General features: G+C 43.2%; 26 protein-coding genes. 9 read left to right on the plus strand and 17 right to left on the minus strand.

Features of this window, described 5'->3' with window-relative positions:
• Positions 1–480: 480 nt before the first annotated feature.
• On the minus strand, positions 481–1,044 hold the full coding sequence (locus V7K73_RS25955; protein ID WP_334884367.1) for an Npun_F5560 family protein: 564 nt from the start codon (positions 1,042–1,044) through the stop codon (positions 481–483).
• A gap of 233 nt (positions 1,045–1,277) precedes the next feature.
• Positions 1,278–1,628 (minus strand): 30S ribosomal protein S6, encoded by a 351-nt coding sequence (gene rpsF / locus V7K73_RS25960; protein WP_334884368.1) that lies wholly within the window; start codon positions 1,626–1,628, stop codon positions 1,278–1,280.
• 322 nt (positions 1,629–1,950) lie between these two features.
• Here rpsF and V7K73_RS25965 point away from each other — a divergent pair, with 322 nt between their 5' ends.
• Positions 1,951–2,724 (plus strand): fumarylacetoacetate hydrolase family protein, encoded by a 774-nt coding sequence (locus V7K73_RS25965; RefSeq protein WP_334884370.1) that lies wholly within the window; start codon positions 1,951–1,953, stop codon positions 2,722–2,724.
• A 3-nt stretch (positions 2,725–2,727) separates the two neighbouring features.
• Here the strand turns inward: V7K73_RS25965 and V7K73_RS25970 are convergent, their stop codons facing one another.
• Together V7K73_RS25970 and V7K73_RS25975 are read right to left on the minus strand one after the other, a co-directional pair.
• Positions 2,728–3,207, minus strand: a complete 480-nt coding sequence (locus V7K73_RS25970) for a Tic20 family protein (RefSeq protein WP_334884372.1) — start codon at positions 3,205–3,207, stop codon at positions 2,728–2,730.
• 81 nt (positions 3,208–3,288) lie between these two features.
• The gene (locus V7K73_RS25975) at positions 3,289–3,486 is read right to left on the minus strand and encodes a hypothetical protein (protein ID WP_334884374.1); all 198 of its coding nucleotides are present in this window, start codon (positions 3,484–3,486) and stop codon (positions 3,289–3,291) included.
• Between the two features lie 407 nt (positions 3,487–3,893).
• Here V7K73_RS25975 and V7K73_RS25980 point away from each other — a divergent pair, with 407 nt between their 5' ends.
• The gene (locus V7K73_RS25980) at positions 3,894–6,920 is read left to right on the plus strand and encodes a hypothetical protein (protein ID WP_334884376.1); all 3,027 of its coding nucleotides are present in this window, start codon (positions 3,894–3,896) and stop codon (positions 6,918–6,920) included.
• Positions 6,921–7,189: 269 nt separating this feature from the next.
• A complete protein-coding gene (locus V7K73_RS25985; RefSeq protein ID WP_334884378.1) occupies positions 7,190–8,080 on the plus strand; it encodes a hypothetical protein in 891 nt (296 codons plus the stop codon).
• A 214-nt stretch (positions 8,081–8,294) separates the two neighbouring features.
• Here the strand turns inward: V7K73_RS25985 and V7K73_RS25990 are convergent, their stop codons facing one another.
• Positions 8,295–9,188 (minus strand): hypothetical protein, encoded by an 894-nt coding sequence (locus V7K73_RS25990; protein WP_334884380.1) that lies wholly within the window; start codon positions 9,186–9,188, stop codon positions 8,295–8,297.
• A gap of 172 nt (positions 9,189–9,360) precedes the next feature.
• On the opposite strand from V7K73_RS25990, the gene V7K73_RS25995 reads away from it, so the two are divergent.
• A complete protein-coding gene (locus V7K73_RS25995) occupies positions 9,361–9,471 on the plus strand; it encodes a photosystem I reaction center subunit VIII (RefSeq protein ID WP_196526956.1) in 111 nt (36 codons plus the stop codon).
• A 472-nt stretch (positions 9,472–9,943) separates the two neighbouring features.
• On the opposite strand, the gene V7K73_RS26000 is transcribed toward V7K73_RS25995, so the two are convergent.
• The 6 genes from V7K73_RS26000 to V7K73_RS26025 form a co-directional block, all read right to left on the minus strand.
• Positions 9,944–10,063: a photosystem II reaction center protein J gene (locus tag V7K73_RS26000; RefSeq protein WP_012411803.1), complete on the minus strand. Its 120-nt coding sequence runs from the start codon at positions 10,061–10,063 to the stop codon at positions 9,944–9,946.
• A gap of 70 nt (positions 10,064–10,133) precedes the next feature.
• Positions 10,134–10,256: a photosystem II reaction center protein L gene (locus tag V7K73_RS26005; RefSeq protein ID WP_012411802.1), complete on the minus strand. Its 123-nt coding sequence runs from the start codon at positions 10,254–10,256 to the stop codon at positions 10,134–10,136.
• 8 nt (positions 10,257–10,264) lie between these two features.
• Positions 10,265–10,402: a cytochrome b559 subunit beta gene (gene psbF / locus V7K73_RS26010; RefSeq protein ID WP_012411801.1), complete on the minus strand. Its 138-nt coding sequence runs from the start codon at positions 10,400–10,402 to the stop codon at positions 10,265–10,267.
• A gap of 9 nt (positions 10,403–10,411) precedes the next feature.
• Entirely contained in the window at positions 10,412–10,660 is a 249-nt protein-coding gene (gene psbE, locus V7K73_RS26015; protein WP_334884383.1) for a cytochrome b559 subunit alpha, read from the minus strand.
• 145 nt (positions 10,661–10,805) lie between these two features.
• Positions 10,806–11,825 (minus strand): photosynthesis system II assembly factor Ycf48, encoded by a 1,020-nt coding sequence (locus tag V7K73_RS26020; RefSeq protein WP_334884385.1) that lies wholly within the window; start codon positions 11,823–11,825, stop codon positions 10,806–10,808.
• 461 nt (positions 11,826–12,286) lie between these two features.
• Complete coding sequence (locus tag V7K73_RS26025) at positions 12,287–12,622, minus strand: rubredoxin (protein WP_334884387.1); 336 nt, start codon at positions 12,620–12,622, stop codon at positions 12,287–12,289.
• Between the two features lie 321 nt (positions 12,623–12,943).
• Here V7K73_RS26025 and ndhC point away from each other — a divergent pair, with 321 nt between their 5' ends.
• The 3 genes from ndhC to V7K73_RS26040 are packed head-to-tail and all read left to right on the plus strand — an operon-like array spanning position 12,944 to position 14,560.
• Positions 12,944–13,306, plus strand: coding sequence for a photosynthetic/respiratory NAD(P)H-quinone oxidoreductase subunit C (gene ndhC / locus V7K73_RS26030; RefSeq protein ID WP_196526961.1), 363 nt, complete (start codon positions 12,944–12,946; stop codon positions 13,304–13,306).
• Positions 13,297–14,034 carry a photosynthetic/respiratory NAD(P)H-quinone oxidoreductase subunit K gene (ndhK, locus tag V7K73_RS26035; protein WP_334884389.1) on the plus strand — a complete coding sequence of 246 codons (738 nt, stop codon included), beginning with the start codon at positions 13,297–13,299 and terminating at the stop codon, positions 14,032–14,034. Before ndhC ends, ndhK begins: the two co-directional genes overlap by 10 nt.
• On the plus strand, positions 14,027–14,560 hold the full coding sequence (locus tag V7K73_RS26040; RefSeq protein ID WP_334884391.1) for an NAD(P)H-quinone oxidoreductase subunit J: 534 nt from the start codon (positions 14,027–14,029) through the stop codon (positions 14,558–14,560). Before ndhK ends, V7K73_RS26040 begins: the two co-directional genes overlap by 8 nt.
• A 526-nt stretch (positions 14,561–15,086) precedes the next feature.
• Here the strand turns inward: V7K73_RS26040 and V7K73_RS26045 are convergent.
• The gene (locus V7K73_RS26045; protein WP_334884393.1) at positions 15,087–15,473 is read right to left on the minus strand and encodes a hypothetical protein; all 387 of its coding nucleotides are present in this window, start codon (positions 15,471–15,473) and stop codon (positions 15,087–15,089) included.
• Between the two features lie 140 nt (positions 15,474–15,613).
• On the opposite strand from V7K73_RS26045, the gene hslO reads away from it, so the two are divergent.
• Complete coding sequence (gene hslO / locus V7K73_RS26050) at positions 15,614–16,519, plus strand: Hsp33 family molecular chaperone HslO (RefSeq protein ID WP_334884395.1); 906 nt, start codon at positions 15,614–15,616, stop codon at positions 16,517–16,519.
• 154 nt (positions 16,520–16,673) lie between these two features.
• Positions 16,674–18,758 carry a chromosome segregation ATPase gene (locus V7K73_RS26055; RefSeq protein WP_334884397.1) on the plus strand — a complete coding sequence of 695 codons (2,085 nt, stop codon included), beginning with the start codon at positions 16,674–16,676 and terminating at the stop codon, positions 18,756–18,758.
• 78 nt (positions 18,759–18,836) lie between these two features.
• Here V7K73_RS26055 and V7K73_RS26060 read toward each other — a convergent pair whose 3' ends face one another.
• The 5 genes from V7K73_RS26060 to V7K73_RS26080 all read right to left on the minus strand — a co-directional run bounded on the left by V7K73_RS26060 (position 18,837) and on the right by V7K73_RS26080 (position 23,199).
• Positions 18,837–19,715, minus strand: a complete 879-nt coding sequence (locus V7K73_RS26060; protein WP_334884399.1) for an NAD(P)-dependent oxidoreductase — start codon at positions 19,713–19,715, stop codon at positions 18,837–18,839.
• 449 nt (positions 19,716–20,164) lie between these two features.
• Positions 20,165–21,400, minus strand: coding sequence for a class I SAM-dependent methyltransferase (locus V7K73_RS26065; protein ID WP_334884401.1), 1,236 nt, complete (start codon positions 21,398–21,400; stop codon positions 20,165–20,167).
• Positions 21,401–21,735: 335 nt separating this feature from the next.
• The gene (locus tag V7K73_RS26070; RefSeq protein WP_334884402.1) at positions 21,736–22,068 is read right to left on the minus strand and encodes a DUF433 domain-containing protein; all 333 of its coding nucleotides are present in this window, start codon (positions 22,066–22,068) and stop codon (positions 21,736–21,738) included.
• Between the two features lie 96 nt (positions 22,069–22,164).
• On the minus strand, positions 22,165–22,554 hold the full coding sequence (locus V7K73_RS26075) for a VOC family protein (protein ID WP_334884404.1): 390 nt from the start codon (positions 22,552–22,554) through the stop codon (positions 22,165–22,167).
• A 108-nt stretch (positions 22,555–22,662) separates the two neighbouring features.
• Positions 22,663–23,199 carry a GAF domain-containing protein gene (locus tag V7K73_RS26080; RefSeq protein WP_334884406.1) on the minus strand — a complete coding sequence of 179 codons (537 nt, stop codon included), beginning with the start codon at positions 23,197–23,199 and terminating at the stop codon, positions 22,663–22,665.
• Positions 23,200–23,955: the final 756 nt, after the last annotated feature.

Genomic DNA, 23,955 nt, shown 5'->3' on the forward strand with positions numbered 1-23,955 from the left:
TGTAACGAAAAGTAAAATCTCTGTATTTGGCTCGTAGTTGCGCTTTAGCGCTAAAGCGCAACTACGAGCCAGTGATGATTATTTGCGCCCACTTAGTTACTAGTACAGCATGGCGTAAGAAGCTTGGAATACGATTATGCGTAAGTTTGGATTTTTCACCATAAAAAAAACGTACAGAGCAAATAAATTTATTTATCGAAAATAAAAAATATGTATGTAGTAACACCACATGCTGTGAAATACTACGTCACTTGACTCAAACCACTAAATTTATTTATGGTTACTGAGCGACTTGCCCTGAGCGTAGTCGAACGCGAGTCCGTCCCCCACGGAAGGGAGTCGAAGTATGGGCTTAGTAAATTTTTGAATGCGTGACTTACCCAAAGGGGCTGACTTCCGCCTTGCGAGACTAATTGGATATCTCCAAGATACTTTGTCGCGGCAATTTCTTACCTGTTCAATTTTGCCATAATGGTAACTTTAGGCGTTCTGGGGAGTTGAAATGTTAGTTTCTTCGGATGCTGGGCGGGGAAAATTTGGCAAATCAATGCCACTATGGCTAGCATTGCGAGTCTTGAGTGCTAAACGGTAACTCACACTTTGCAGTTCTGCTTGTAGTTGACGGTTTTCCCGTTGTAGCATTGCTACCTTTTCTCTGACTGGTGTCATCCGTTCTTCAAACTTCCGGCGGTAAATTTGAGGCAACTCTTGTACTACTTGCTCCAACATGCGGGTGCGATCGGTGAGTTCTTGAACTGACTGTCGCAATTGGTAAATTTCGGAGTCACGAGTTGCAATTTGCTCTTGATAGAACGCCACCTGCTGCTCTACAGCTTGGAGTTGTTCTTGCAAAGCCTGTAACTGGGTCAGATCGCGCTCAAGATCCGGCTGCTGCTGGGGCATAAAACTAGTGTTACCCTTTACCAGCCGGAAGAGTTCTTGAGATAGTTGTTGCACTAACGAATCACGAAGTTGCAACTCTTGGCGTAGCTGCGATACTTCCGTAGAGAGAACTTGAACATTGGGTGTATCAGATTGGCTCACAGTAGCTTACAGCTCCCATTCAGAATCTTGTCCACTCTTAGGTATAACTGCGGGTGTACTACCTTTGGCAAGTATTTGTTAATTTAGCATTCCCAAGCAAGTAACGAAAAAAGAAAAAACAAAATTTTATCGAATGGGATGGAGTATTAGGGAGTTGACAGTGGGAAGTAGCGAGTAGGGCATTAATTATTTCTCCCTCATCTCCCTCATCTCCCTCATTTCCTCCCTACTCCTTAGACCGTTGCTGCCACTTTAGTGGGTTTTTCTTTTTCCTCTTTAGGAGGTTTTTCCTCTCCGGGTTCCTGCTTAACTGTCAAATAGCGAATCACTTCTTCACTCAAACGCATGGCGCGTTCAAAGGGGGCGATCGCAGTTGCAGGCGCAGTGTAGTTTAACTGAATATAGATGCCATCGCGGTGTTTTTTGATTTCATAAGCAAGACGACGCTTACCACGATTTTGAATTTGCATATCCTCTGCGCCTTGGTCCCGAAGCAAATTCTGATATTTAGTAATTGCTTGCTCTACCTGTTCGTCTCCCAGGTCAGGACGCAGGATGTACATTGTTTCGTAACTTGTAGTCATATTTTCAGTCTCCTTATGGACAGAATGGGCTGCTGATGATAATTTATACCTAATTTAATTCAAAATGCCGGTATTAATCAACATCTGAAGCAACAAGGAACTATAATCTTACCAGTTTTAAATTTGAATCATTAGTCAAATCGCCGAAATTTGAATTTTTTGGATGTCCCTAATGAAAATTAACAGAACCGGATTGGGACATATCTTATAACGAGCGATCGCTTTCAGGCTCAAGGCTCAATCGGTTCGCTAAAAAGCTAACTGATGATTGCTACCCGCTCACAGCAACAAAAAAGCAGATAAAAGGATATTCATTAAGGTTATGGCGCAACGCTATGTGCGAATTCAAAATCAAGAAGGACAGATTTACTATGGGATACTACAACTGTCCCTGAATGTGCAGGTGTTAGATGCTCCGCCCTGGTTGCAAGGACAACCCACTGATTTAACTTTAACACCAGAAAATTACCAAATTCTGGCTCCCTGCGCTCCCTCAAAAATTGTGGCGGTGGGTAAGAATTATGCAGATCATGCAGCCGAAATGGGAACTTCAGTACCTTCTGAGCCACTAATTTTTCTCAAGCCACCTACCTCGATCATTCCATCTGAGAGGGAAATTAAGTATCCTCCCCAGTCACAAAGAGTTGATTACGAAGGAGAGTTAGCATTAGTTATTGGTGATTACGCCTTTGAATGTACGCCAGAGGTAGCCCAAACCAAAATTTGGGGCTACACCATCGCCAATGACGTAACAGCGCGGGATTTACAAAAAAAGGATGGTCAATGGACACGAGCCAAAGGTTTTGATACTTTCTGTCCTTTGGGGCCTTGGATCGTGCGGGAATTAAATCCAGGAGCGAGATTGCAGACTTTTGTGAATGACAAAGCCAATCCTGTTCAATCTGCGTGTATCGATCAAATGGTTTTTTCTCCCGATTTTCTAGTTTCTTATATCAGTCAGGTTATGACGCTACTACCTGGTGATTTGGTGCTTACAGGCACGCCGGAGGGTGTAAATCCATTGTATCCAGGCGATCGCGTCCGCGTCGAAATTGAAGGTATTGGTCGCCTGGAAAACACCGTAGCGCTCCGTTAACTTCTAACGCACCTGCATGTACACTGCATCGGAAATCGCCGGAATTTCCGCATAACGTCCTAGTAGAGACTGGATGGCGGAATATCCAACTGCTGCTATAACGCCTAGAAAGATGGTGTTAGCTACTGTTTCTATTGCAAAGCCAGTACCAGGAACCTGTCCTAAAACTCGCACCAGTATAGAACACAAAAATATAATTATGTCCAAAAGAATCGCTTGCATTGTGTTGAAACGAATGAAGTGACTGATTTTTTCATTTCTCACCACTAATAGTAACAAGGCAAAGAACACAATTATTTGTCCAAATTGTCCTAAACTACCGTAAATTATTAGCACTGGTTGCAGTGGTAAAAACACAACTGCTAGGGCTGGAAACTGACTCAACAAAAAGCTGCCGAAGACTAAACCATCAACTAGGGGCAGCAAATAAGGCAAGGTAGCAAAAATTCGATCTGAAACTGTTGTAGACCCGCGCCAAGACATTATGCGTTCTCCTGTGGTTAAATTTTAATAGTTACTTGAGCTTAGGATAACGCAGTTGCTTGGTCTTGCTGGCAAATTCAACTATTCTATATGGGCGATGCGAAAACCCATTACACACTCATACTGGTCTGCCTGCTGTTGAGTGAGTTTGCCGATGGCTTGACCACAGCGCAATTGACCTCCACGCCAACGGGGTTGACCGCTCCTGTCAGCGAGTAAACAAGACTGGCAAACTTGCTCAGGGGCAAGGATTTGCTCGTCCATTAAAATGACTAGCATCGAATCCCTCCTGTAAATCCTCATTGTTACCCACATTTCACTCAGGTGAGGATACGCTTTGTAGTGGTTCAAAGAAACGCTGCTTTGTAGGTTGGACGCGTGCTGCGCTCTTAAGTGTTGAGCAAGCGAAGGCAGAAGACACTTAAGAGCGACATCCTAACTCTTTGTACCAAAAATCTGGGCAATCACAATTTAATAAAAATTCTCAAGTGAATCTTAAATTTATTGTATGTTGTGTCTATGATAGATGGACATTGTGGTAAAAAATCATACAAAAAAAGTTGGCACTAAGTTGAGTTAACTAGATAGCCATTTAAAGGATGCATTTACAAAATACTGGGGTAAACTTGCAAGCAAGTTAATACACAATATAATTGGGCGGCTCGTCGGTCTGGGCATCACTCACAATGGAACACTGGCAATTTCTGATACAGAAACAAGGCGATCGCTCATGGCATATCCTAAAATCGCCAAATTTGGAAATTTTGGAAGGGGAGTATAGAGTTTTGGCTCGTTCTAACCTTCCTAATACAGACGTGGAAGTGCGGGTAACTCACTCTTCAACCCAGGAAGTTCTACCAAAGCGGCGAATTTTCAAGCGATCGCGTCGCACTAATTCAGAAGGCTTAATGGCGCTAATTCCCTTTACCTACTTCCATCCGGGAGTTTGGGAGTTGCGCTGTATCAGCGATTTAATGTCGGACTTACTCGGTAAATCTTGGCACTACGGTGTCCAACTTCAAGTATTGTGCCAGGAAGTAGAGGGGAAGCAGAGGAGGCTGGCGTTGCAGGGGGAGAATGTAGAATTAAATTCACTCGGGCCAGATACTGTTTTTCAAAATTTGAAATCTCTAGCTCCAGCAGAACCTGCAATTGCGCCGATACAAGCGATCGCTATAGAACAGGGAATTGCTACAGACATTAACCCTGTTACTATTGTTGTGCCAGATGAAGGGAACTTAGAAGACACTGCTTTACATGAACCCGAAATTACCCTAGAGCAAGCGATCGCAGTCTTGGCAGAACTGCTAATTGCTCCAGACGATAACCCCGTTACTATTGTGGTGCCAGATGAAGAGAACTTAGAAGACACTGCTTTACACGAACCCGAAATTATCCTAGAGCAAGCGATCGCAACAGAACAGGTAATTGCTACAGACAGTAACCCCGTTACTATTGTGGTGCCAGATGAAGAGAACTTAGAAGACACTGCTTTACACGAACCCGAAATTACGCTAGAGCAAGCGATCGCTACAGAACAGGTAATTGCTACAGACAGCAACCCTAATACCACTGTTGTGCTAGATAAAACAGAAAAAGATATTGATCAGCCTGTGAGTTCTGTGTGGCTCAAAGGTGAGACGGCAGAGCAGATTTTACAAAATTTAATAGATTTAGCTTTACCCAATTCTGAAGCCCTGCTCAATGATCAAAAGGTTATAGATTCTCTAGTAACACAACCACCGCTTCCATTACTGCTAACTTTAGATCGGGATAGTTACATTGCTCGTTGGGGACAATCTCTTACAATCAATGGGCATGTAGAACTCAAAGAAAAGATAAATCTGGATCGGGCTGAAAGATTATTCTCCAAAAACGTGCGGGCGCTTGAACTAGGAATTGAACTGCGATCGCCCAAAAACTCAAAAATCTTGACCCAGGTACGGCAACCCTTACCAGATCAGGAGTTGCCTTTCAGCATCAATACCTCAATTGATATTCCTGCTGATTTTGAATCTAAGTTAATTTTGGCAGATATCACTTTGTCTGGTCGATTCGCCGATGTTGATCAAGTCATCCGGTTAGCCAGCGAGTCTTTCACCATTACAGCAGATGTAACAGAATTACTGGCAATTACAGCCGCAGCAACACCTAGTAGATCCTTAAATGGACTCATAGCACCATCCGACTCGTCTGGTACTATCACGGAGCCGGAGGCGGCTGTGAGGATAGATTTGAAACTATTCAATCTGGTTAAGATTCCAAAACCAGCCCAGTCTCAGATACTCAATCCATCCCCAAATACACCTTTACCACGGCAAATTAATTTACAACTTCTGCGAGAAACCACTCTGCGGACATCTAACTTAAAAAATTCAGCCACTTCGCCTCAATTGCCGAAACTGCCCCCTATTCAAACCCATACCAACACTTCCACAGATGTTGTTGTAGAACCGCCTATAGAAGAGGAACTTCTGGAAAAGGATACTACTATTATGGTTGCGATCAACTTAGAGCAGTTGATTATCAAACAACGTCGAATGCCAATACTCGACACTACTTTACCGTACTTGAAACGGGTACAAGCTCTGCCAGATGATACAGAAGAAGTAAAAAACAATGCTCCAGATGCGAAAGTTCCAGCAGATGAAGACTTACCGCAGTTGGATACAACTGTAGCTGATGAAAATACACTGGAATTATTAGTAGATGATGCACAAATTCCAGAAGAATCTGTTGCTGAAGTAGAAGTCCAGCCAAATGCACAATTTCCAGAAGAATCTGTTGCTGAGGTAGAAGCCCAGCCAAATGCACAATTCATTACAACAGGTAACCTTTACTCATCTCCCCTGCTCAGAAAGTGGATGCACAGCCAAGGATACTCTTTGCCTGAATCCATCGATGAACTCGAACCTGAAGACCACGATAGCTATGTTCCAGCCCAGCAGACTCAGCTTTCTCTTAGTGCTGAAACTGCCAATGTTGATGTCAACTTGCCCTTAAACCTGGATGCTGACACAGGGACACGGGAAGAAGTTCAATCGGCTTTTGAGCTTGGCAACTTTGAAGAAGACGCAGATACAGCAAAGGAAGCCGATCTAGAAATAGGGGAAGATCCAGTAGTAGAAGTATCTGAATCAATCCTCTCAATGGTGGTAACAGAACTACCGCCCCCCCCTCCTCCCATAAAAATGAATATAGCGTCAGCTTGGTTGGCGCAAGAAATCGTTGTAGATGATACATATAGTGAACTGGAAGTCAACGGGACAAAGAATTATTCTTTTGAAGAAGAGAAGCAACCACCGTTAGGTTTATCCTCTTCCCCACCCATAAATGCGGCAGCCATTGAGCCTTTGCCAATTCCAGAACTGCATGTACCAGACGGCGAATTAATCGCTGGCAAGTTTATCATAGTGCGCGTAGTACTGCCTGAAGTACCTCCCCAAGTTGGTGTCAAGTTATGGCTTGAAGATTATCAAACTCGCTGGTTACTAGAGGGGCCGCATTTATTGACAAATTTACTACCTAACGGCTTGGGAGGATTGGAAGTGATGACGCAATTAAATATTCCCTTTGGGTGTTTAGAAATTCGCTTAGAAGCGATCGCACTTGATTTGACAACCCAACAGGAGAGTCACAAAGTCACAATAGTACGAACTGTGATTCCTCCAGACTTGCCAAACTTGCAGCTAGATGAACTTCTGAATATGTGAGGTGGTATGGGGAGGTTTTGGAAAAGATGCGGTGCTTAAATCTTTTCCCTCACCCCCAGCCCCTCTCCCAAAAATGGGAGAGGGGAGACATAATTCTAGTTCGCCGAATCCCATCATTTCGGATTCGGGGTTGGGGGATGATGAGGGCTATCAAGGTTTTTGCAGCTGACGGGATGCTCCCGATGCGATCGCTATTTAGATGTATCAAAATCATTGGAACATAAAGCTTATAAAAGCTGGGACTTCAAAAACTTCACTTGGGGAGCTTTATGGTTCTTAGATACTCGAATTGCAATACCTGCGTTTGGTCAGATAATCTAGATTTAATTGAGCAGACTTTAACTCGCATCTTTGAACAGGAAGGTTGTCGCCGCATTCCTAAGCCACCTCTGCCCCAAAACTCTTTGCCAGTTATGAAAACACTGTTCAGCCTTCCTTGGAAAATAACGCCTTACTTGTGGGTTATTGGCTTGTTTGTTGGCAATCAGGGATGGACAATTGTCCAGACAGAGCCATCTGAGCTACTCTGCCGAAGAGCCAGAGATACCATTCGTCCCAGGCTATCGTCTCTAGCAATGCAGACTGGTTGCGATGCTTTTCATTACATGGTGTACGATCGCACTTGGGGAGCACTACTGGAATCGGATGCTTCTGGGCGGACTTTCGCCTCTGGTGATGTGGACTGCTATGACATAGAAAAAATGAAGTTTTACGATGAACTAGTGACTGAGCGAACAGGTGGATTAGATTTCTTTCTACTTAATGTGCCAGAGGAACTACAGGCAGTAGCGAGAATCCGCATTAACTACGAGGAAAGAAAAAGAAGACAGGAAGAATTAATACCACTGATGCGACAGTCCGGGGAGGCTGGAGAGAAAGCAGAATCTGAATGGGAAAAGTTGTGCAAAAGCAGTTTTGAAATTCAGGATGAAGCATTAGGGCTGGCTCTGCTCGGTCGGCTCCACTACCGGGACTACTGGCACCTGTATAGTCTGCCTTACAAAGCATACGCCGTCCCACAGCAGCTAGAAGCAGACGGGGCGCGACTGTTGTACTTTCAACCATCTGGGTCAGATCGAGAATTCAATGCTGAAAAAATGTGGTCGGCAATAAGTGATAAAACAGACACAGACAATTGGCTCCATCTTAGTCAGTGGTAGGGTCAAGGTATGCATTAGTGCATCACCCAAGTAGAGCGGCGTAAATAATTAAAGGTTCGTAGTGAGGACTAAAGTCCTCACTACAAACTAATTTCAATATTTTTTACATTACCTAATTTATTTTGATTTATTCTCGTTTACTTACTTAGCAGGAACAGCTAGAAGCGGATGGGGCTAAGTTATTATACTTTCGACCTATCCAATAAATTCAGTTTTAGAAACCACGAAGATATTCTTCCCAGTTTAAGTCTGTGTCTATCAGCTTAATGATTGCACGAAGAATCTCCAAAAGTTTGGTAGGCTGTGTATACAACAAGTTCATCAGTCGGTCACAGAGATATCGATATCGTGATGGCAGATACATCCGGTAGAGTTCGTACATCCAAAACCCTTGTTGGGTCTCATTATCATAGTCACCAAATTTAGTCCAATATTCAAAATGCCGATTGACCATAGCTTCTTGTTCCACTGTCAGTAACAGACTTGGCACAGGAAGGTACATAAATGATGGCTGGTCTGGTTCTGAACACCATTCATTTGGGATACACTGTGCAGGAGTTTCAATCTGACCTCGTTTAGAAACATTGACGAACTTAGCACCTGAAAATCGTTTCTGAAGGTTTTTTTTGCTCTGGTAGGTTAAATCAGTACAGCTTAACCAGGAAACGTGCTGTAAACCTAAGACTCCCGCAATTTTAGACCCGATTTCTTCAACAACTAAATCGGTTGCTAGGTCTTGCAAACTAGACGCAGTAGATTCATTGATGATTGCTCGACTAACCAAATTATTTAAAGGTACTGCAAGTTTTTTGAACAACAGATTATCTCCTGCTTGATAGCAGAGGCAAGCCAATTCTATATCTTTGTCGAAGAATTTGACCCAACAACCGTAGTCTCCAGCATACGCATAGTGAATCAGAAGTTGAGTATTGTGCTGAACAAGCCGATCAATCGGCCCACCCGCCTCTTTTAGTCCCTCCACGATAAAAGGAATGTATTTCCCTGAACTGGGAATAACCATTCCATAACGCTCGGACTGCCGAATTAAAGAATTGGCATCTTTTATATTTGAGGCTAAGAGGTGATAACTGTCACTAAATTCACTCATAAAAATTTTAGATTAAGAGGTTTAGGGGCGGCAAGCTACGCACACACCGAAGAGAGCGCGATCCTCTTCCTGATCGCCTCTGTGTTAAAAATCTTTAGAATTTCAAAAATATTGGCATAATTTGCAGTAAGCTCATTTTGAATTGTAGTGTTATTTAACAGGAACCTTTACTATGGCAGCTTCCTTTTTGCCTTCTATCTTAGTTCCGATCATTGGTTGGGTTTTGCCAACCGTCACCTTCGCGTTTCTATTTTTATACATTGAAAGAGACGATATTGGCTAATCTAGTCATTAGTCAAGTTTTTGCACAAGCGAGTGCTATCAATTCCAATACAGGTCGTTAGCTTGTTTACCCTGCCAAGATCCTCCCAAACCAGGCCAGTTGCTCCATTTTGGAAGACTCCAAGATTGCAGTGACTCCCCTTTAAAAGGGAGGCTATTTTCTTCTACCCCCAATTGATCGGGAGTCGCCACATGCGGGGGGATCTTATCCGAACTGTATTGCTAAGTAAGGGGGTCAAATTAAATATAAAACCTCACCCTGCCTTCGGCTTCCCTCTCCGATATTTTGGAGAGGGATTGAGGGTGAGGTTTGCTCTTATATTTAATTACGCCTACTTACTTATCAAGTCGGATATGTTTCTAGACTATTGACCAAAATTAATACCGCCTATCTTATGGAGACAGGCGGTTTTTTTAACGTTGATTTCTCAACAAATGCTAGAAAATTAGTGTTCGGTTCAAACTAAGTTATGTTAAATCGAAGAACCGAGTCCGGCGTAGGCACCATAAAAGAAGATGCCCAAGACTGTAATTATACCTAAACCTGCGATCGTAGCGACGACCCACAGGGGAATTCTCCCACTTCCAGACACAGCTTCTCTCCTCCCTTAACAACTAATCAACACAGGTTAAATAAACAAAGATTAACAACAGTACTTCCAGTTAGTTAAAGAAGTAACTAGAAAACAGAATCCCCAGAACGAAAACTAGTAGTAGTCCCAGGTATAGCGAAGTCCGGTTTAGTTCAACCGGTTGATTATTGGGATTGGGCGATCTTTCTACCATAATTACTCCTAACGATGAATAAATTGCATTGCGGCGATCGCGCCTAAAAAGAATACAGTTGGTACACCTAATGTGTGAACTGCCAGCCATCTAACGGTAAAAATTGGATAGGTAACTGGTTGATTGATGTTATTGCCGCTAGTCATGATCTCAAACTACTTTCCTATAAATTGTTCAACTTGTTTTTTAGCTTCAAAACGGTTCTTCACAATTGGCACTTCTTGGCGGGCTGCTGTGAAATACTCGTCGGGACGAGGTGTGCCAAAAGCATCATAAGCCAGCCCGGTTTGCACAAATAGCCAACCCGCAATAAACAATGCTGGGATGGTGATGCTGTGAATTACCCAGTAACGAACGCTAGTAATGATGTCCGAAAACGGACGTTCTCCAGTGGTACCTGACATTTAGATCCCTACCTTATACATAGAGTGTTATTGAGTTTATTATCCTACAAAGTTAAGAAAGAGTTACAAGTTGCAAAGTTCTTCTCAGAAATTAGGTATTGGGGATTGGCAAAACTCTTACCTAGTCCCCAGTCCCTAGTCCCCACTAAGCGGCTTCTGAAGAACTTGCTTCCGGGTTTGGTAGATATTTGAGCAAAACGCCGCGATCGCCAATTATAAATCCCCGTTCTGGCTCTAAGAACACAATCTTGTACAAATTAGCAGCAACTTCTTCTACTGCACGATCTTTTTCCCAGGTTTTGCCACCATCGGGACTCCGTAGCAAATTACCGCTACCGCCACCTATCCAAATTTCATCGGGTGTGCGATATGCCAAATCCAGTAAACCCCAACTGGTGGATAACTCTGGATATTTTGCCTTTTGCCACTCGTCAGGTTTAGTTGGGTCACTAAACTGAATTTGACCTCCCCTGGCTAGCAACCACAATTGCCCATTGTCAGCAAAACCCATGTTTTCTACCCGACGAGAACTATTACGGTTATGGGGTACCCAAGCATCTTGTCCCGGTTCCCAAGTCGAGTAGAAACTACCCTTCGCGGAAACCGCAACATATTTACCATCAGGAGAACGTTCTAAGTTACGCACCACACCGACTGCTGATTCCACCTGGGCTTTCCAGTTTTTGCCGCCGTCTGTGGTCTTATATATGGCTCCTACATCAGTAGCCATCTCAGCTGTATTTTTTGTCAGTGCCTTAACTGCGATCGGGCTACCTGGTAGCTTTTCGCTCAAGGGAATACGCGACCAAGAAGCACCTTCATCAGTAGTGTGCAGCAACAGTCCAGGCTCTCCGGCAATCCAGCCTTCTTTACCTGCAAAACTTACTGAGTCAAAGCGATACTTTTGCTCATCCAGTTGCAGTGTTATTGGTTTCCAGGTATTACCACCGTCATTGCTTTCCAATAGGGTGGCATTGCTACCTACTAAGTAGCCATGCTCAGGGTTATTAGTAAATGCAATATCCAGGAGATTCGAGTCTGTTGGCACAGAAATGACTTTCCAAGGATTGTAGCTAACAGAGGGAATTTTGCTACAACCTATACAGATGAGGACTACTATCAACAAGGTAGCTATTCGTTGCCAACCTTTCACAATTGAATGCATTAGTATTTCTTAACTTGTTTCTAAATTTCTGTAGCTGTTCTCTAAAAGGTTTACTGATACTTTTTTGCTAACATTTGCTAACAAATACATAAGTTGAGCAGATCAATCTCAACCAAAGTGTATCAATCGATGCATAAAAACAAGCTTTATGCACTCTTGCTTGTTTGCTTATAGCGTGATTCTTGCTTTGAGAAGCAACATATTTTCGATTACTTGCTGTAACACCTCAGACGCAACTTAACAGTATATAGGTTGCTTGAGTTACGCATTTTCACCTGAATCTCTGATATTTTATCAGAGAATACACTGTTAATCAATGTGAGCAAAAGTGAGCATTTCTTAGCTTAATTAAATCCTCTAGGGAATAGGCAAAAAAATATAATTGTGTAATTATAATCACACAATCAATAACGAAAATCTCTTTCTTTAATTGCTACTCCCTGTTTCTGAGATAACGGCTGTCATTGCAAGCCGTAGAGACTGATAAAAAACAAGAAGCCAAGAGCCAAAGCACCAAAAATTAGGATATTTTTTTGGGTTGGCGTTAGGTTATTAACACCCAAACCGTAACCGAGATTTTCTTTGAAGCCGGATGCAGTACCCAGAGGTCCGATGTTCGCAAAAGCGGTTTTCTTAGCAGCACAAACTGGACAGCGCCAATTTATAGGCAGTTCCGCAAAGGTTGTCCCTGAAGGAATATCATCCTTGTCGTCTCCCTTTTCAGGTTCGTAAACATAACCGCAGGCTCGACACTCGTAGCGGTCTAACACCGGAGTCTCAATAGCTGGTTCGCTCATGGCTAGGGCCTCGCAGAGGAGAAATCTTAAATATACGTTAAAAATTATGACATAATTGTTAGGCTTTTCTATCACTATCAAAAGCGAATTAAATACTTGAAGTGTATCTGTTTCCCAGATTTGAGAAAAACCAAACATATATAATGTAAAAGAAAGTAACGTAATTCAAGGGATTGGGTATTGGGTATTGGGCATTGGGCATTGGGCATTGGGCATTGGTGACTGGTTATTAATTCTTCTCCCCCTGCTCCCTCATCTCCCCCTGCTCTCTCATCTCCCCACTCCCTACTTAAAATACTCCATAAGCGGTAGATACTCATTGTGTTTGTCCTCAGCGGTTACGAGTACCTTCTAGGCTTCTTCATCATCTGTAGCCTAGTACCTGCCTTAGCGCTCTCAGCTTCCAAGCTCCTACGACCCAGTGGTTACAGCCCAGAACGGCACACCACCTATGAATCTGGCATGGAACCCATCGGGGGAGCCTGGATTCAGTTCAACATCCGCTACTACATGTTTGCTTTGGTCTTCGTCGTCTTTGATGTGGAGACTGTATTCTTGTATCCTTGGGCGGTAGCTTTCCACCGTTTGGGGCTATTAGCATTTATTGAAGCACTAGTCTTTATTGCAATTCTTGTAGTCGCCTTAGTTTACGCATGGCGTAAAGGAGCTTTGGAATGGTCTTGAATTCTAACATAACAACCCAGGACAAAGAACGAATCATCAATCCCATTGAGCGGACTACAATCACTCAAGACCTTTCAGAAAACGTCATTTTGACGACGGTTGATGACCTCTACGACTGGGCGCGGCTTTCTAGTCTGTGGCCGTTGTTATTTGGTACTGCTTGCTGCTTTATTGAGTTTGCAGCTTTAATTGGTTCCCGATTTGACTTTGACCGTTTTGGGCTAATTCCCCGTTCTAGCCCCCGCCAAGCCGATTTAATTATTACGGCAGGGACTATTACGATGAAGATGGCCCCCCAACTGGTGCGTCTTTATGAACAAATGCCAGAGCCAAAGTATGTAATTGCGATGGGTGCTTGCACAATTACTGGCGGGATGTTCAGCGTTGATTCTCCTACAGCAGTGCGCGGAGTCGATAAACTGATTCCTGTGGATGTGTATTTGCCTGGTTGTCCTCCCCGTCCAGAAGCAATTATCGACGCAATTATTAAGCTGCGAAAGAAAATCTCCAATGAATCGATGCAAGAGCGGTATAAAATTAAGCAAACTCACCGCTACTACAGCACGACTCATAACCTGAAGCCAGTAGATGAAATCTTAACTGGTAAGTATTTGCAGTCAGAAACTCGCTCTGCACCACCGAAGGAATTGACGGAAGCAATCGGTATGCCAATACCACCTGCACTGCTGAAAGAAAAGGCGCAAAAGGAGGAACAAACCCGTGGCTGAAGAAGAAGAATCTATTCCAGTACCAGCAGCTAAAGAAGAGGCATTGGTACAAGCGGGTAAAATTTCTCAGTGGTTAACGGAAAATGGCTTTGACCATGAGTTTTTAGCACCGGATAAGAATGGTGTAGAGATAATTAAGGTGGCGGCAGATTTCTTGCTTCCTACCGCTACAGCCCTTTATGCCTACGGGTTTAATTATCTCCAGTTTCAAGGCGGTGTTGACCTTGGGCCAGGACAAGAATTGGTAAGTGTGTATCACTTGACTAAAGTCGGTGATAATAGCGATCGCCCCGAAGAAGTTCGAGTTAAAGTGTTCTTACCACGCGAAAATCCTGTAGTCCCTTCTGTGTACTGGATTTGGAAAACCGCAGATTGGCAAGAGCGTGAGTCTTACGATATGTTGGGCATTATCTACGAAGGACACCCAAATCTCAAGCGGATTTTGATGCCGGAAGATTGGGTGGGTTGGCCTTTACGGAAAGATTACATCTCGCCTGATTTTTATGAGTTGCAGGACGCTTATTAGAGATTGCTGAGTTTCGGCAGTTATTAACCCCTTTCCGGTGGCGGAGAGGGGTTATGTTTTTGGTGCTGACATCGGGGGGTTTGATCATGGGCTTGTAAACGCACTGCAAAGATATAAAATAATTATGCTTATGAATGTATTACAGATATTCAGATTTTTGATTGGACTACTTAGAGAAAGCGATCGCACCCCAATACGGTTCGGTTAGTGATATCTTGCCCAGGAGATCCCCCCAACCCCAATACTGCTTGGTTAAAGAAAACAGAGGGTGAAAACAGAGAAATTATGTTCGCGTCTTAATTATAAAGTGGCGATCGCCTGTTGCAAAAGTTCGGCTTTATTGATGATCTCGTCTTGTTTTGTGAGTATTACTGGTAGACACGAGAACATAATCTTCTTTATTTTAGTCCCTATTTTTCCTTAACCGAGCAGTATTGTATTTGGATGTTATTTAATTCAAATTCCTAAACTGGGAACTGGGGACGCAAAGAATAAGCAATCCCCAATTCCTTCACATCGACTCAAATCAACGCCTTTGAGTTGCCAAAAACTGACGCAAGCTCAACAAACTCAAAGTTTGACCCAAATTTAAAGGCAAAAGTGAAATTCCTTCCAAGCGGGACTGTACCCAACCTTCTCCCCAGTACCATTCGTGGAACCCGTCAATGCCTCCGCTAAGTACCAAGCGGAGACAGTTGGATTTTACAACATCTACTTGATGATGAATCGCAACTGGCCCAGTCCAGGTCGTAAACTGAAATCCTGGAAGGAGTTCTTCTGGCATTCCTGGCGCAAAGCGTTGCCCTAAGAGCCATTTTTCTAGTTGCACCGGATGCAGCAGACTGTCACGAATTGCATCTGTTGGTGCTTCGATTTCGATCCGCAATTGGCTTTGTTGAAAATTACCCAGCATTTTTATAGGATTACCTAAAGGTGAGATATCGCTATTTCTAATATTGCAAATAGAATCACTGATTATTGCAGGGTCACTTTTCTTGCAGCAGAGAACTTAGAATAGAAAAAGTGAACTTGTTAAGAAATGTAAGGTTATTCATGGCGGATCAGTTAATTCGTGCAACAGCAGCCGAAGGTGGAATTCGTGCCGTAGGTGTGATCACCACACGTTTAACAGAAGAAGCACGGGGGCGTCACAAGCTTTCTTATGTGGCAACGGCAGCACTAGGTCGAACGATGGCAGCGGGCTTGTTAATGGCTTCTAGTATGAAGCGAACTGGGTCAAGGGTCAATGTCCGGGTGAAAGGCGATGGGCCTTTGGGTGGCATATTAGTAGATGCAGGCTTAGATGGTACAGTACGCGGGTATGTGGGGAATCCATCTGTGGAATTGCCTCCCAATGCTAAAGGTAAACTAGATGTTGGTGGTGCAGTGGGTGACGGCTACCTCTACGTTGTCCGGGATATTGGTTACGGTTACCCATATTCTAGTACCGTTGAACTAGTTTCTGGCGAAATTGGCGATGATGTGGCTCATTATCTGGTGAATTCTGAACAAACACCTTCGGCTTTAGTTTTAGGTGTGTTTGTGGGAGCAGGTGGAGTAACGGCTGCTGGAGGCTTACTGGTACAAATATTGCCCAAAGCTGCTAGAGACGAAGCTTTAGTAGAAACGTTGGAATCACGGGTTGCAAGTTTAGCAGGATTTACGCCATTGTTGCAAGCTGGTAAGACTTTACCTGAAATCTTTAACGACTTGTTGGGAGACATGGGGCTGGTAATCTTTCCCGAACGGCAAATGCTGCGCTTCCACTGTGGTTGTTCTTTCGATCGCGTTTTAGGAGCATTGAAGATTTTGGGAGAAGCTGAACTGCAAGATATGATTGCTAAAGATGATGGTGCTGAAGCAACTTGCGAATTTTGCGGCAATGTTTATCAGGCAAGTAGCGATCAGTTAGCTCAACTAATTGCCGATTTGCAAGCTGAATCTACTGTTTTAGGATAACGTATAAACTAGCACTGATTTTTTATCTTGCTAATGGTATTCTGTTGAGAGAGAGATTCAAAAAAGTAGCTTTTTAATCATGAGAAAGTTACTATGTCAACAATGGAATTATCGATCTAAAACAGAGCGCTATTCAATTATTTTGGTGTGAGAGATGACAGAGCGGGATATTCCAGACAGTTGGTCAAGTGCCAGTGGAAGAGAGCCAGATCAAAACAAAAGATTATCCCGAACAGAAAAATTCGGTGAAACTGAGCCATTTGATTCCCCAGCTACTGGTTCTACCTCCAAGTCAGTGAAGCGGCGAAAAAAAAACCATACGGAAGGATTACCTATAAATAGTAATTCAAAAGAAACTGCCCAACTCAGTAGTACTTCTGGGAAATGGCCACGCTGGATGAAAAGCTGGACGTGGCTGGTACTAATAATGTTGATTCCTGGCAGTGTAGGATTCTTAGCAATGGCAATGCTGCTAAAGTTGCCCTCTGCCCCTAATTGCCCCTCGATTTTCTGGCCGCTAGCTAGTGCTTCGGTGCGGCTACACTGCGCTCAGTTGGCGGCTTCTAAACAGACAGTGAACGACTTATTGCAAGCGATCGCTCTGGTGAAGCAATTACCATCAAATCACCCGTTACATGAAGAAATTGATCGTTTCATCGAAGAATGGTCGCGGGATATTTTGAAGCTAGCTGATGAAAGTTTCCAAACAGGTAATTTAGATGAAGCGATCGCAACTGCTCGGAAAATACCCAAAGATATGGCTGCTTATAAATTAGTCGATCAGCAAATTGACAAATGGCAGTCAATTTGGGCAAAAGCAGAAGCCACATACAACGGTGCGATCGACCAAGTTAAGGAACGGAACTGGCAATCGGCATTTATGTTATCCGCCAAAATGCTGCGCGTAGATAATCAATACTGGGCGAGTACTAAATACGACCAATTGAATCGTCTAATTGCCACAGCCCGGGAAGATGGCGATAAGTTAGGAAAAGCCGAAAGTTTAGCAAACAGCAAAGTTGTTGATAATCTATTAGAAGCTATCAAGTTAGCCGAGTCCATTGGGCAAGAAAGTTACATTTACCAAAAAGCTCAGGAAGCGATTCCGGCATTTGGACGCAAAATGCTGGAATTGGCACAAGCAAAACTAGACAAGCAGGATGCAGATGAAGCACTGAATATTGCTAGACAAATTCCAGAGAGTGCGAAACTACAAAGCGAAACAAATGACTTTATCGCCATAGCTGACGCGAAAAGGAGTGCTTGGATAGGTAACGTTTCTGGTTTAGAGGCAGCGATCGCCGAAGCACAACAAATCGATCCTTCCAGACCAGTGTATAACGAAGCACAACAACTGATTGCTCGTTGGCAATTGGAAATTGAAGATGTTGCCAATCTAGAAAAAGCGAGAATATTGGCTAGCCAGGGAACAGTCCCGAATTTAACAGCAGCGATCGCCCAAGCGCAATTAATCCCTGCTAGTAACCCTAGAGGCACAGAAGCTAGGCAAGAAATGGGTCGCTGGCAAGCCCAAGTAGAGACAATTGAAGACCAACCTTATTTAGAACGCGCCGATCAGATAGCAGTATTTGATGATATCAACTCTTTGCAAAATGCGATCGCCCAGGCCAGCGAAATTCGTAGAGGTCGTGCATTATATCCAGAAGCCCAAAAAAGAATTCGCACTTGGGTAGGAAAGATTCAGCGAATTCAAGACCAACCCTACTTAGATCAAGCACAAGAACTGGCTCAGAGTGGAAATCTCACCGCCGCCATTAGCGCAGCTCAACAAATTGCCTCGTCGGGAAGGGCGCTTTCTAAAGAAGCACAAGCTGCGATAAATGACTGGGAAGGACAAATCCGCACCACAGAAAACTGGAAAAAAGCCCAGGAAGTGGGCGCAGCTGGCACGCCAGAAGCCTTAGTTGAGGCAATACGGCTGGCAGATCGGGTTTCAAATAATAGCATCTTACGTATGGATGCGAATCAGGCTATTGACCAGTGGAGTCAGCAATTGTTAGAAATAGCACGCTCTCAAGGTCAGTCTGATATTCCTAGAGGGATCGATATCGCCAAATCGATTCCACGCGGTAGTGCTGCTTATAGTTCGGCGCAAGAGCAAATTAGGGCTTGGCAGGAATCTCTCAATCCTCAACCAGAACCTCAGCCTCAGCCTCAGACTCAGCCTCAGCCTGAATCTCTACCATTTCCTCAATCAACTACTACTAATGGGCAGTAATATCGTTATTAAAGATTAAAACCTTTTAATTCAGCATTCTCAAAGTAGGGGCAATTCATGAATTGCCCCTACAAAAATTTATTCCCCGATCGCTTCTCCCCATTCTTTTATTACAGAAAATAGTGATGAGTAATCATCATCAGCAAATGACATTTTCACAGCTGTTTGCAAGATTTGCCGAACACCTTTAATACTGCTGAGATCCAAACTCCGAGATTTCGCTTCCGAGATAAATAATTCTGTATCTTTGAGCAAGTGTTTTGTGGGGAAATTCGGATTAGCATAATTGCCATCCAACATTCGTTGTAGCTTTTTATCAAAGGTAGCTGCGTAGAGTGGACTGTCGCGCAATATTTGCATAAACACATCCACATCGACACCCTGACGTTGGATAAAAGCCAGACTCAAAGCAAAGCTAGTTGTTAGAGAAGCTATTAGCTGATTGAGTGCCAATTTGAGCGCCGCCGCAGATCCCACTGGCCCAATAAGTAAAGGTTCTGTCCCAAAATTTTGGAGTAACTTCAAGTGACGTTGATATTGTTCTGGCTCGGCCCCTACCATAACACTCAACTTGCCAGCTTGTGCTTCCGGGATACTCCCTAATACAGGTGCTTCTAAATACTCACCACCACCAGCAACAACCGCATCTCTAATTTCCTGGCTTTCTGTAGGAGTAATTGTTCCCATTTGGATGATTGTCCGCCCTTCCAGAGTTTGCCAAGCAGTGTCTGAAAGCAACACATTATAAATGGCCGGGGCATTAGTCAGCATGAGGATTATGCACTCAGCAGCACGAATCGCGTGGCGGGGATGTGTAACAATTTCAGCCCCAGCTGCTTGTAGGGGTGCTAATTTTTCTGGGGTGCGATTGTAGGCAACTAGCTGTATATCTGCGGCTAATAACCTTTGAGCCATTGGTAGTCCCATCAGTCCAGTTCCCAGAAATGCCACCTTCATTTTTTACGTTCCTTTGGTACAGCATCAAACAATTTTGGATTTGGGATTTTAGATTTTAGATTGACTCCAGCAATCAAGTTACTGGCTCTGTCATTTAATTTTAGATTTATTCCACGTAGCTTGCTGCTCGCGGAACGAGTATAAATTCAGGGGTAACTCTTGGAGACGCTGTTCGCGTTTAGAACTTTTTCAGGTTTGAATCTTCAATCCAAAATTTAAAATCTAAAATCCGGTCATGTGATAATCAACCACCAGCCGCAAAAGTCGCCATAATTATCACTGAAAGTAAAATCCCTGGAGTAAGTAAGGTTACTAGCATTAACAGGTCATGAGTGGACATAATTATTACTTTTTTATTGTGTTTAAGTTTAGAGTAATCACTGTTATCCTAGTCTAAATAAGACTGATACTGCATTCTTAAATAGAGTTTTAACTTTTAAAATTCACTTTTAGTCTGGCAGTGTCAATCCGAGTAGTGGTTGAGAAATTTCTGTATTGTCTAGACCTTTGGTCTGAATTAAGACTCCAAAGCCGCCGAGTCCTGTAGGATCTATAAGCTGGTGTAGTGAGTCCCGGCGCTGTAGTAACTGTGAGAGGGGTTGCTGTTGATCGTACAGGGCTGTAATCCGATCGCCTAACCCCAACGCCATCAAAAATAATCCCTGCTGGATAAAACCAATATTCTTTAAATTGGACTTTTCGCCCCAGCGTTCCAAAGCCGTAAAGTCAACATGGGCTGTGATATCTTGTCGCCCAATATTGATATAAGGGTTGTCATGGAAACGATGCTGATAATAACACTGTAGCGTTCCTTGCGATCGCCTGGGATTATAGTAACGATTGGCGGGGTAGCCATAATCAATTGTTAACACATAGCCGCGCTGCAAGCGGTCTGCTACTATACTCAACCAGTCTAGAGCAGCTAAATTAATTTCACTACGGTAGCCATCTGGATATGCACTTTGCGTCAAGTCCATTTCCACTAAGTCTAAATATTGGGCCAGTTGGGGGGTTGAAGGTTCTCCTGTGACTTCTACAAATGCAAAATTTGACCTCTCCCCCAACCCCTCCCCGATGAGGGGAGGGGAGGAAGACTCAACCGCAGGGGGTTGGGGGGTTAGGTTTGATGTTGTTACATAAATTTCTTGGAGTTCGCCTGTTTCTAGGATGAATTGATGGACAGGGAACGCATCTACTAATTCATTAGAAAAAAAGCAACCTGCGATCGCATTTGGTGGTATCTCCTCTAAATTGCACCAACGCACCGGGAAATCTTGCAAGCGTTGCTGCTGTTCTTCTCTTAAAGTTGGGGATTTTTCAACAATTATATATTCCAGGGCGGTAAAAAAATCTGGGTAGCGTAGCTGATGATAGTTGAGGATATGCAAAGCTAGCAATCCTTGACCTGCTCCCATTTCTACCAGAGAAAAGGGTACAGGTTTTCCTAAAATCTCCCACATTTGGAAAAATTGTTCTGCGAGTAACTCGCCAAAGTCAGCACAGAGGTTGGGAGAAGTGAAAAAATCACCACCTTGAAAACCTATTTTGACTGCATCGCTGGAATAGTAGCCGTGTTCAGGGTGGTATAATACCATATCCATGAATTGGGCAAAAGTAATTCGTTGCTGGGGAGTAGTGGTAATGTGATGAGCGATCGCTGCACACAGCAAAGGATTGGAATTCATAAAATTTGAGATCGATTAAATAATTCGTAATTCGTAATTCGTAAATTTTGTTTTGTAATGGGGATTTAACCCCAATCGCATTACTTGCCGATTTTTGAACCGGGGGACTTCAACCCACGGACAGCAGTTAAATATTGAGAAAAAGCTTTACTGTGTAAGAAAATTATGTATTGATTTTCATTAAGGCGATCGTGATGTCTGCGACGGCCTACACCAATTAATCGCCTTCAATAGTTAATGCAAAGGCAAGAACCTGACTTGTCCTTCCCATGCCGAACACCACGGACAATTTGATTATTAAAGTTCTCGTCAGCCAAGAAACGCAGCATCGCAATTTATCCTTGGGGGTTGCGTCTTGCTAATAGGCGATCGCGCACCCCAATGGGGTTAAAACGCTTTTCAGCTTCCTCTTGAACCTCGGTAGCAAGTCTTTGACGCTCTAAAAGGTAGGTATCAACCTCGGCTTGGTGTCGTAAGTAATAATCAATCACAAAATAGATATCCCAAAGATGAAGCGATGGGTACTGTTCTCTGATCTCTTCTGCTGTAGCCCGTTCAAGGAAAGCTGTAACAACTGTATCTAAAGTAACGCGAGTTTTGCTGATGCGAACAACGCCATTTGCATCACTTACAAGTGGAATTGGGGCAACAGTAGGGATAAGTAGCATTTTAATATCTAGGCAGTGCTGTTTTCCTATCCCTAGAATAAACCAAAGTAAGAAAATTGGGCGCTCACCAAATGTGCTTCAAAATAGCGATCGCTATTAGCCACTTACCAACGACACCAGCACGCCATTAGGATCGCGGACACGAGCAATAGTCTGTCCCCCAGGCTGGCTTTTAGGGGCATCTAGTGTTTTTGCACCTGCTCCGATCGCTCTCATGTAAGCGCTGCCAACATCAGGAGTAATAAATGATATCTGAATTAATGCTGGTGGTTGTGTAGCGTCGTTGGGATGGCAGCCACCAGGAAATAACTTCTGTGCTTCGCTACTAGAGGAGAATGCTAATGTGGTGTTTCCGGTTTCGATTTCTGCCCAGATAGATTGCCCCTTCTCCACGAGAGCGCGACGAACTAGACCAAAGGCTTTTTCGTAAAACTCAACGGTCTTAACTACATCGTCTACCCAAATAACTGTGTAAGCAAATTTCATAGTTTTTTCTCCTTATGATAAAAATCAAATTCCAGGTTTTCAACCCACGGAGGTGGGTTTTGCTTGTGTAGACGCGGTTTCTAACCGCCCTTTTGATTAAGGCCTTTTTTAACTCTCCAAAATATTACGATCTGTTGCTAGAGTTTGTGCGCCTGTTTGCATCATTTCTATATCTGATGCCGACCAATAATGAGGCCCTTGACAGTGATGTGCTACTAGCAATCCCCATAATCCTCTAGGTATGAGAATTGGGACAACCAAGTTGGCGCGAACCTGCAAATTGCCCAGAAAATCTCGGTGACAAGGCTCGATTGGCTCTAATTCAATATCAGCGATCGCCTTTACCCGTCCTGCTAAGTATAAAGCAGCATACTCGTTGTTAAAACAATCATCTGGCCCAGTGGAACCAAGTATTGATAATTCTTTAGAACTCAAAGATTCAAAAGTCACCTGTCCTTGCCACTGGCTGTAAAAATAATACAACACTACCCGATCAACCTGAAGCGATTCTCTGAGTTGATTGGTTGTTTGCCGCACTAACTCATCGCGCTGCATTGTTTTAACAAGCCGATCGAGCAAATTTTGCAAACCCTGTTCACGGCGATCGCGGCTCTGCTGAAGTTCGGACTCAGGATGAATTTGCACGGTTCTAAAATTACGATTAAGTAGGGCTTGCTGCCGGATTTATATAGTAAATTATTAGACCTTCTTTAAATACATTATTGTATTTATAGCAGCAATTAAATTTTAATATAACATAATACCAGTCAACCTCTTCGATGAATTTTAAAAGAATATTAATAATTTCCTTTTTCTAATTTACACCAGAGAAAATTTAACATTATAAATTTAAACTTAAGGTTTTGTCATTTTACAAATAATATGTTCACTCTTTCTATAGTTTCAGGCAATAAATATCCTTCAAACTGGAATGTAACAAATCAGCTTGTATTCACCATTACAAATATTTTTCATATTATTAGTATTCCTTGTTCCCATCCTCTGCACTGACAATTTAGGTCATCTGAAAAATCTCACTTCTATTTCTCTCTTACTTTTAGGAGAGAGACTTTTAATTTTCCCCTTCCCGACACGGGAAGGGGGTTAGGTTAATCGTTAGCTTTTCCACATGACCTGAATTGTCAGGCTATAAAAATTAAGCCTGCCCTGGCGGACTTGAAAAAACCCTCTTTATAGGAGTTAAATTTTTACCCATGCTTTTATACTTTATAAATCCTTTATATTTAATTTTGTTGTCGCTCAACCCAACCTACTAAGTAGGTAGGCAAGATAAAAGCAAACTATATAACGAAAAGTAAAATCTCTGTATTTGGCTCGTAGTTGCGCTTTAGCGCTAAAGCGCAACTACGAGCCAATGATGATTATTTGCGCCCACTTACT

Origin of the sequence: Nostoc sp. (genome assembly GCF_036916975.1) — a bacterium.
GTDB lineage: Bacteria > Cyanobacteriota > Cyanobacteriia > Cyanobacteriales > Nostocaceae > Nostoc.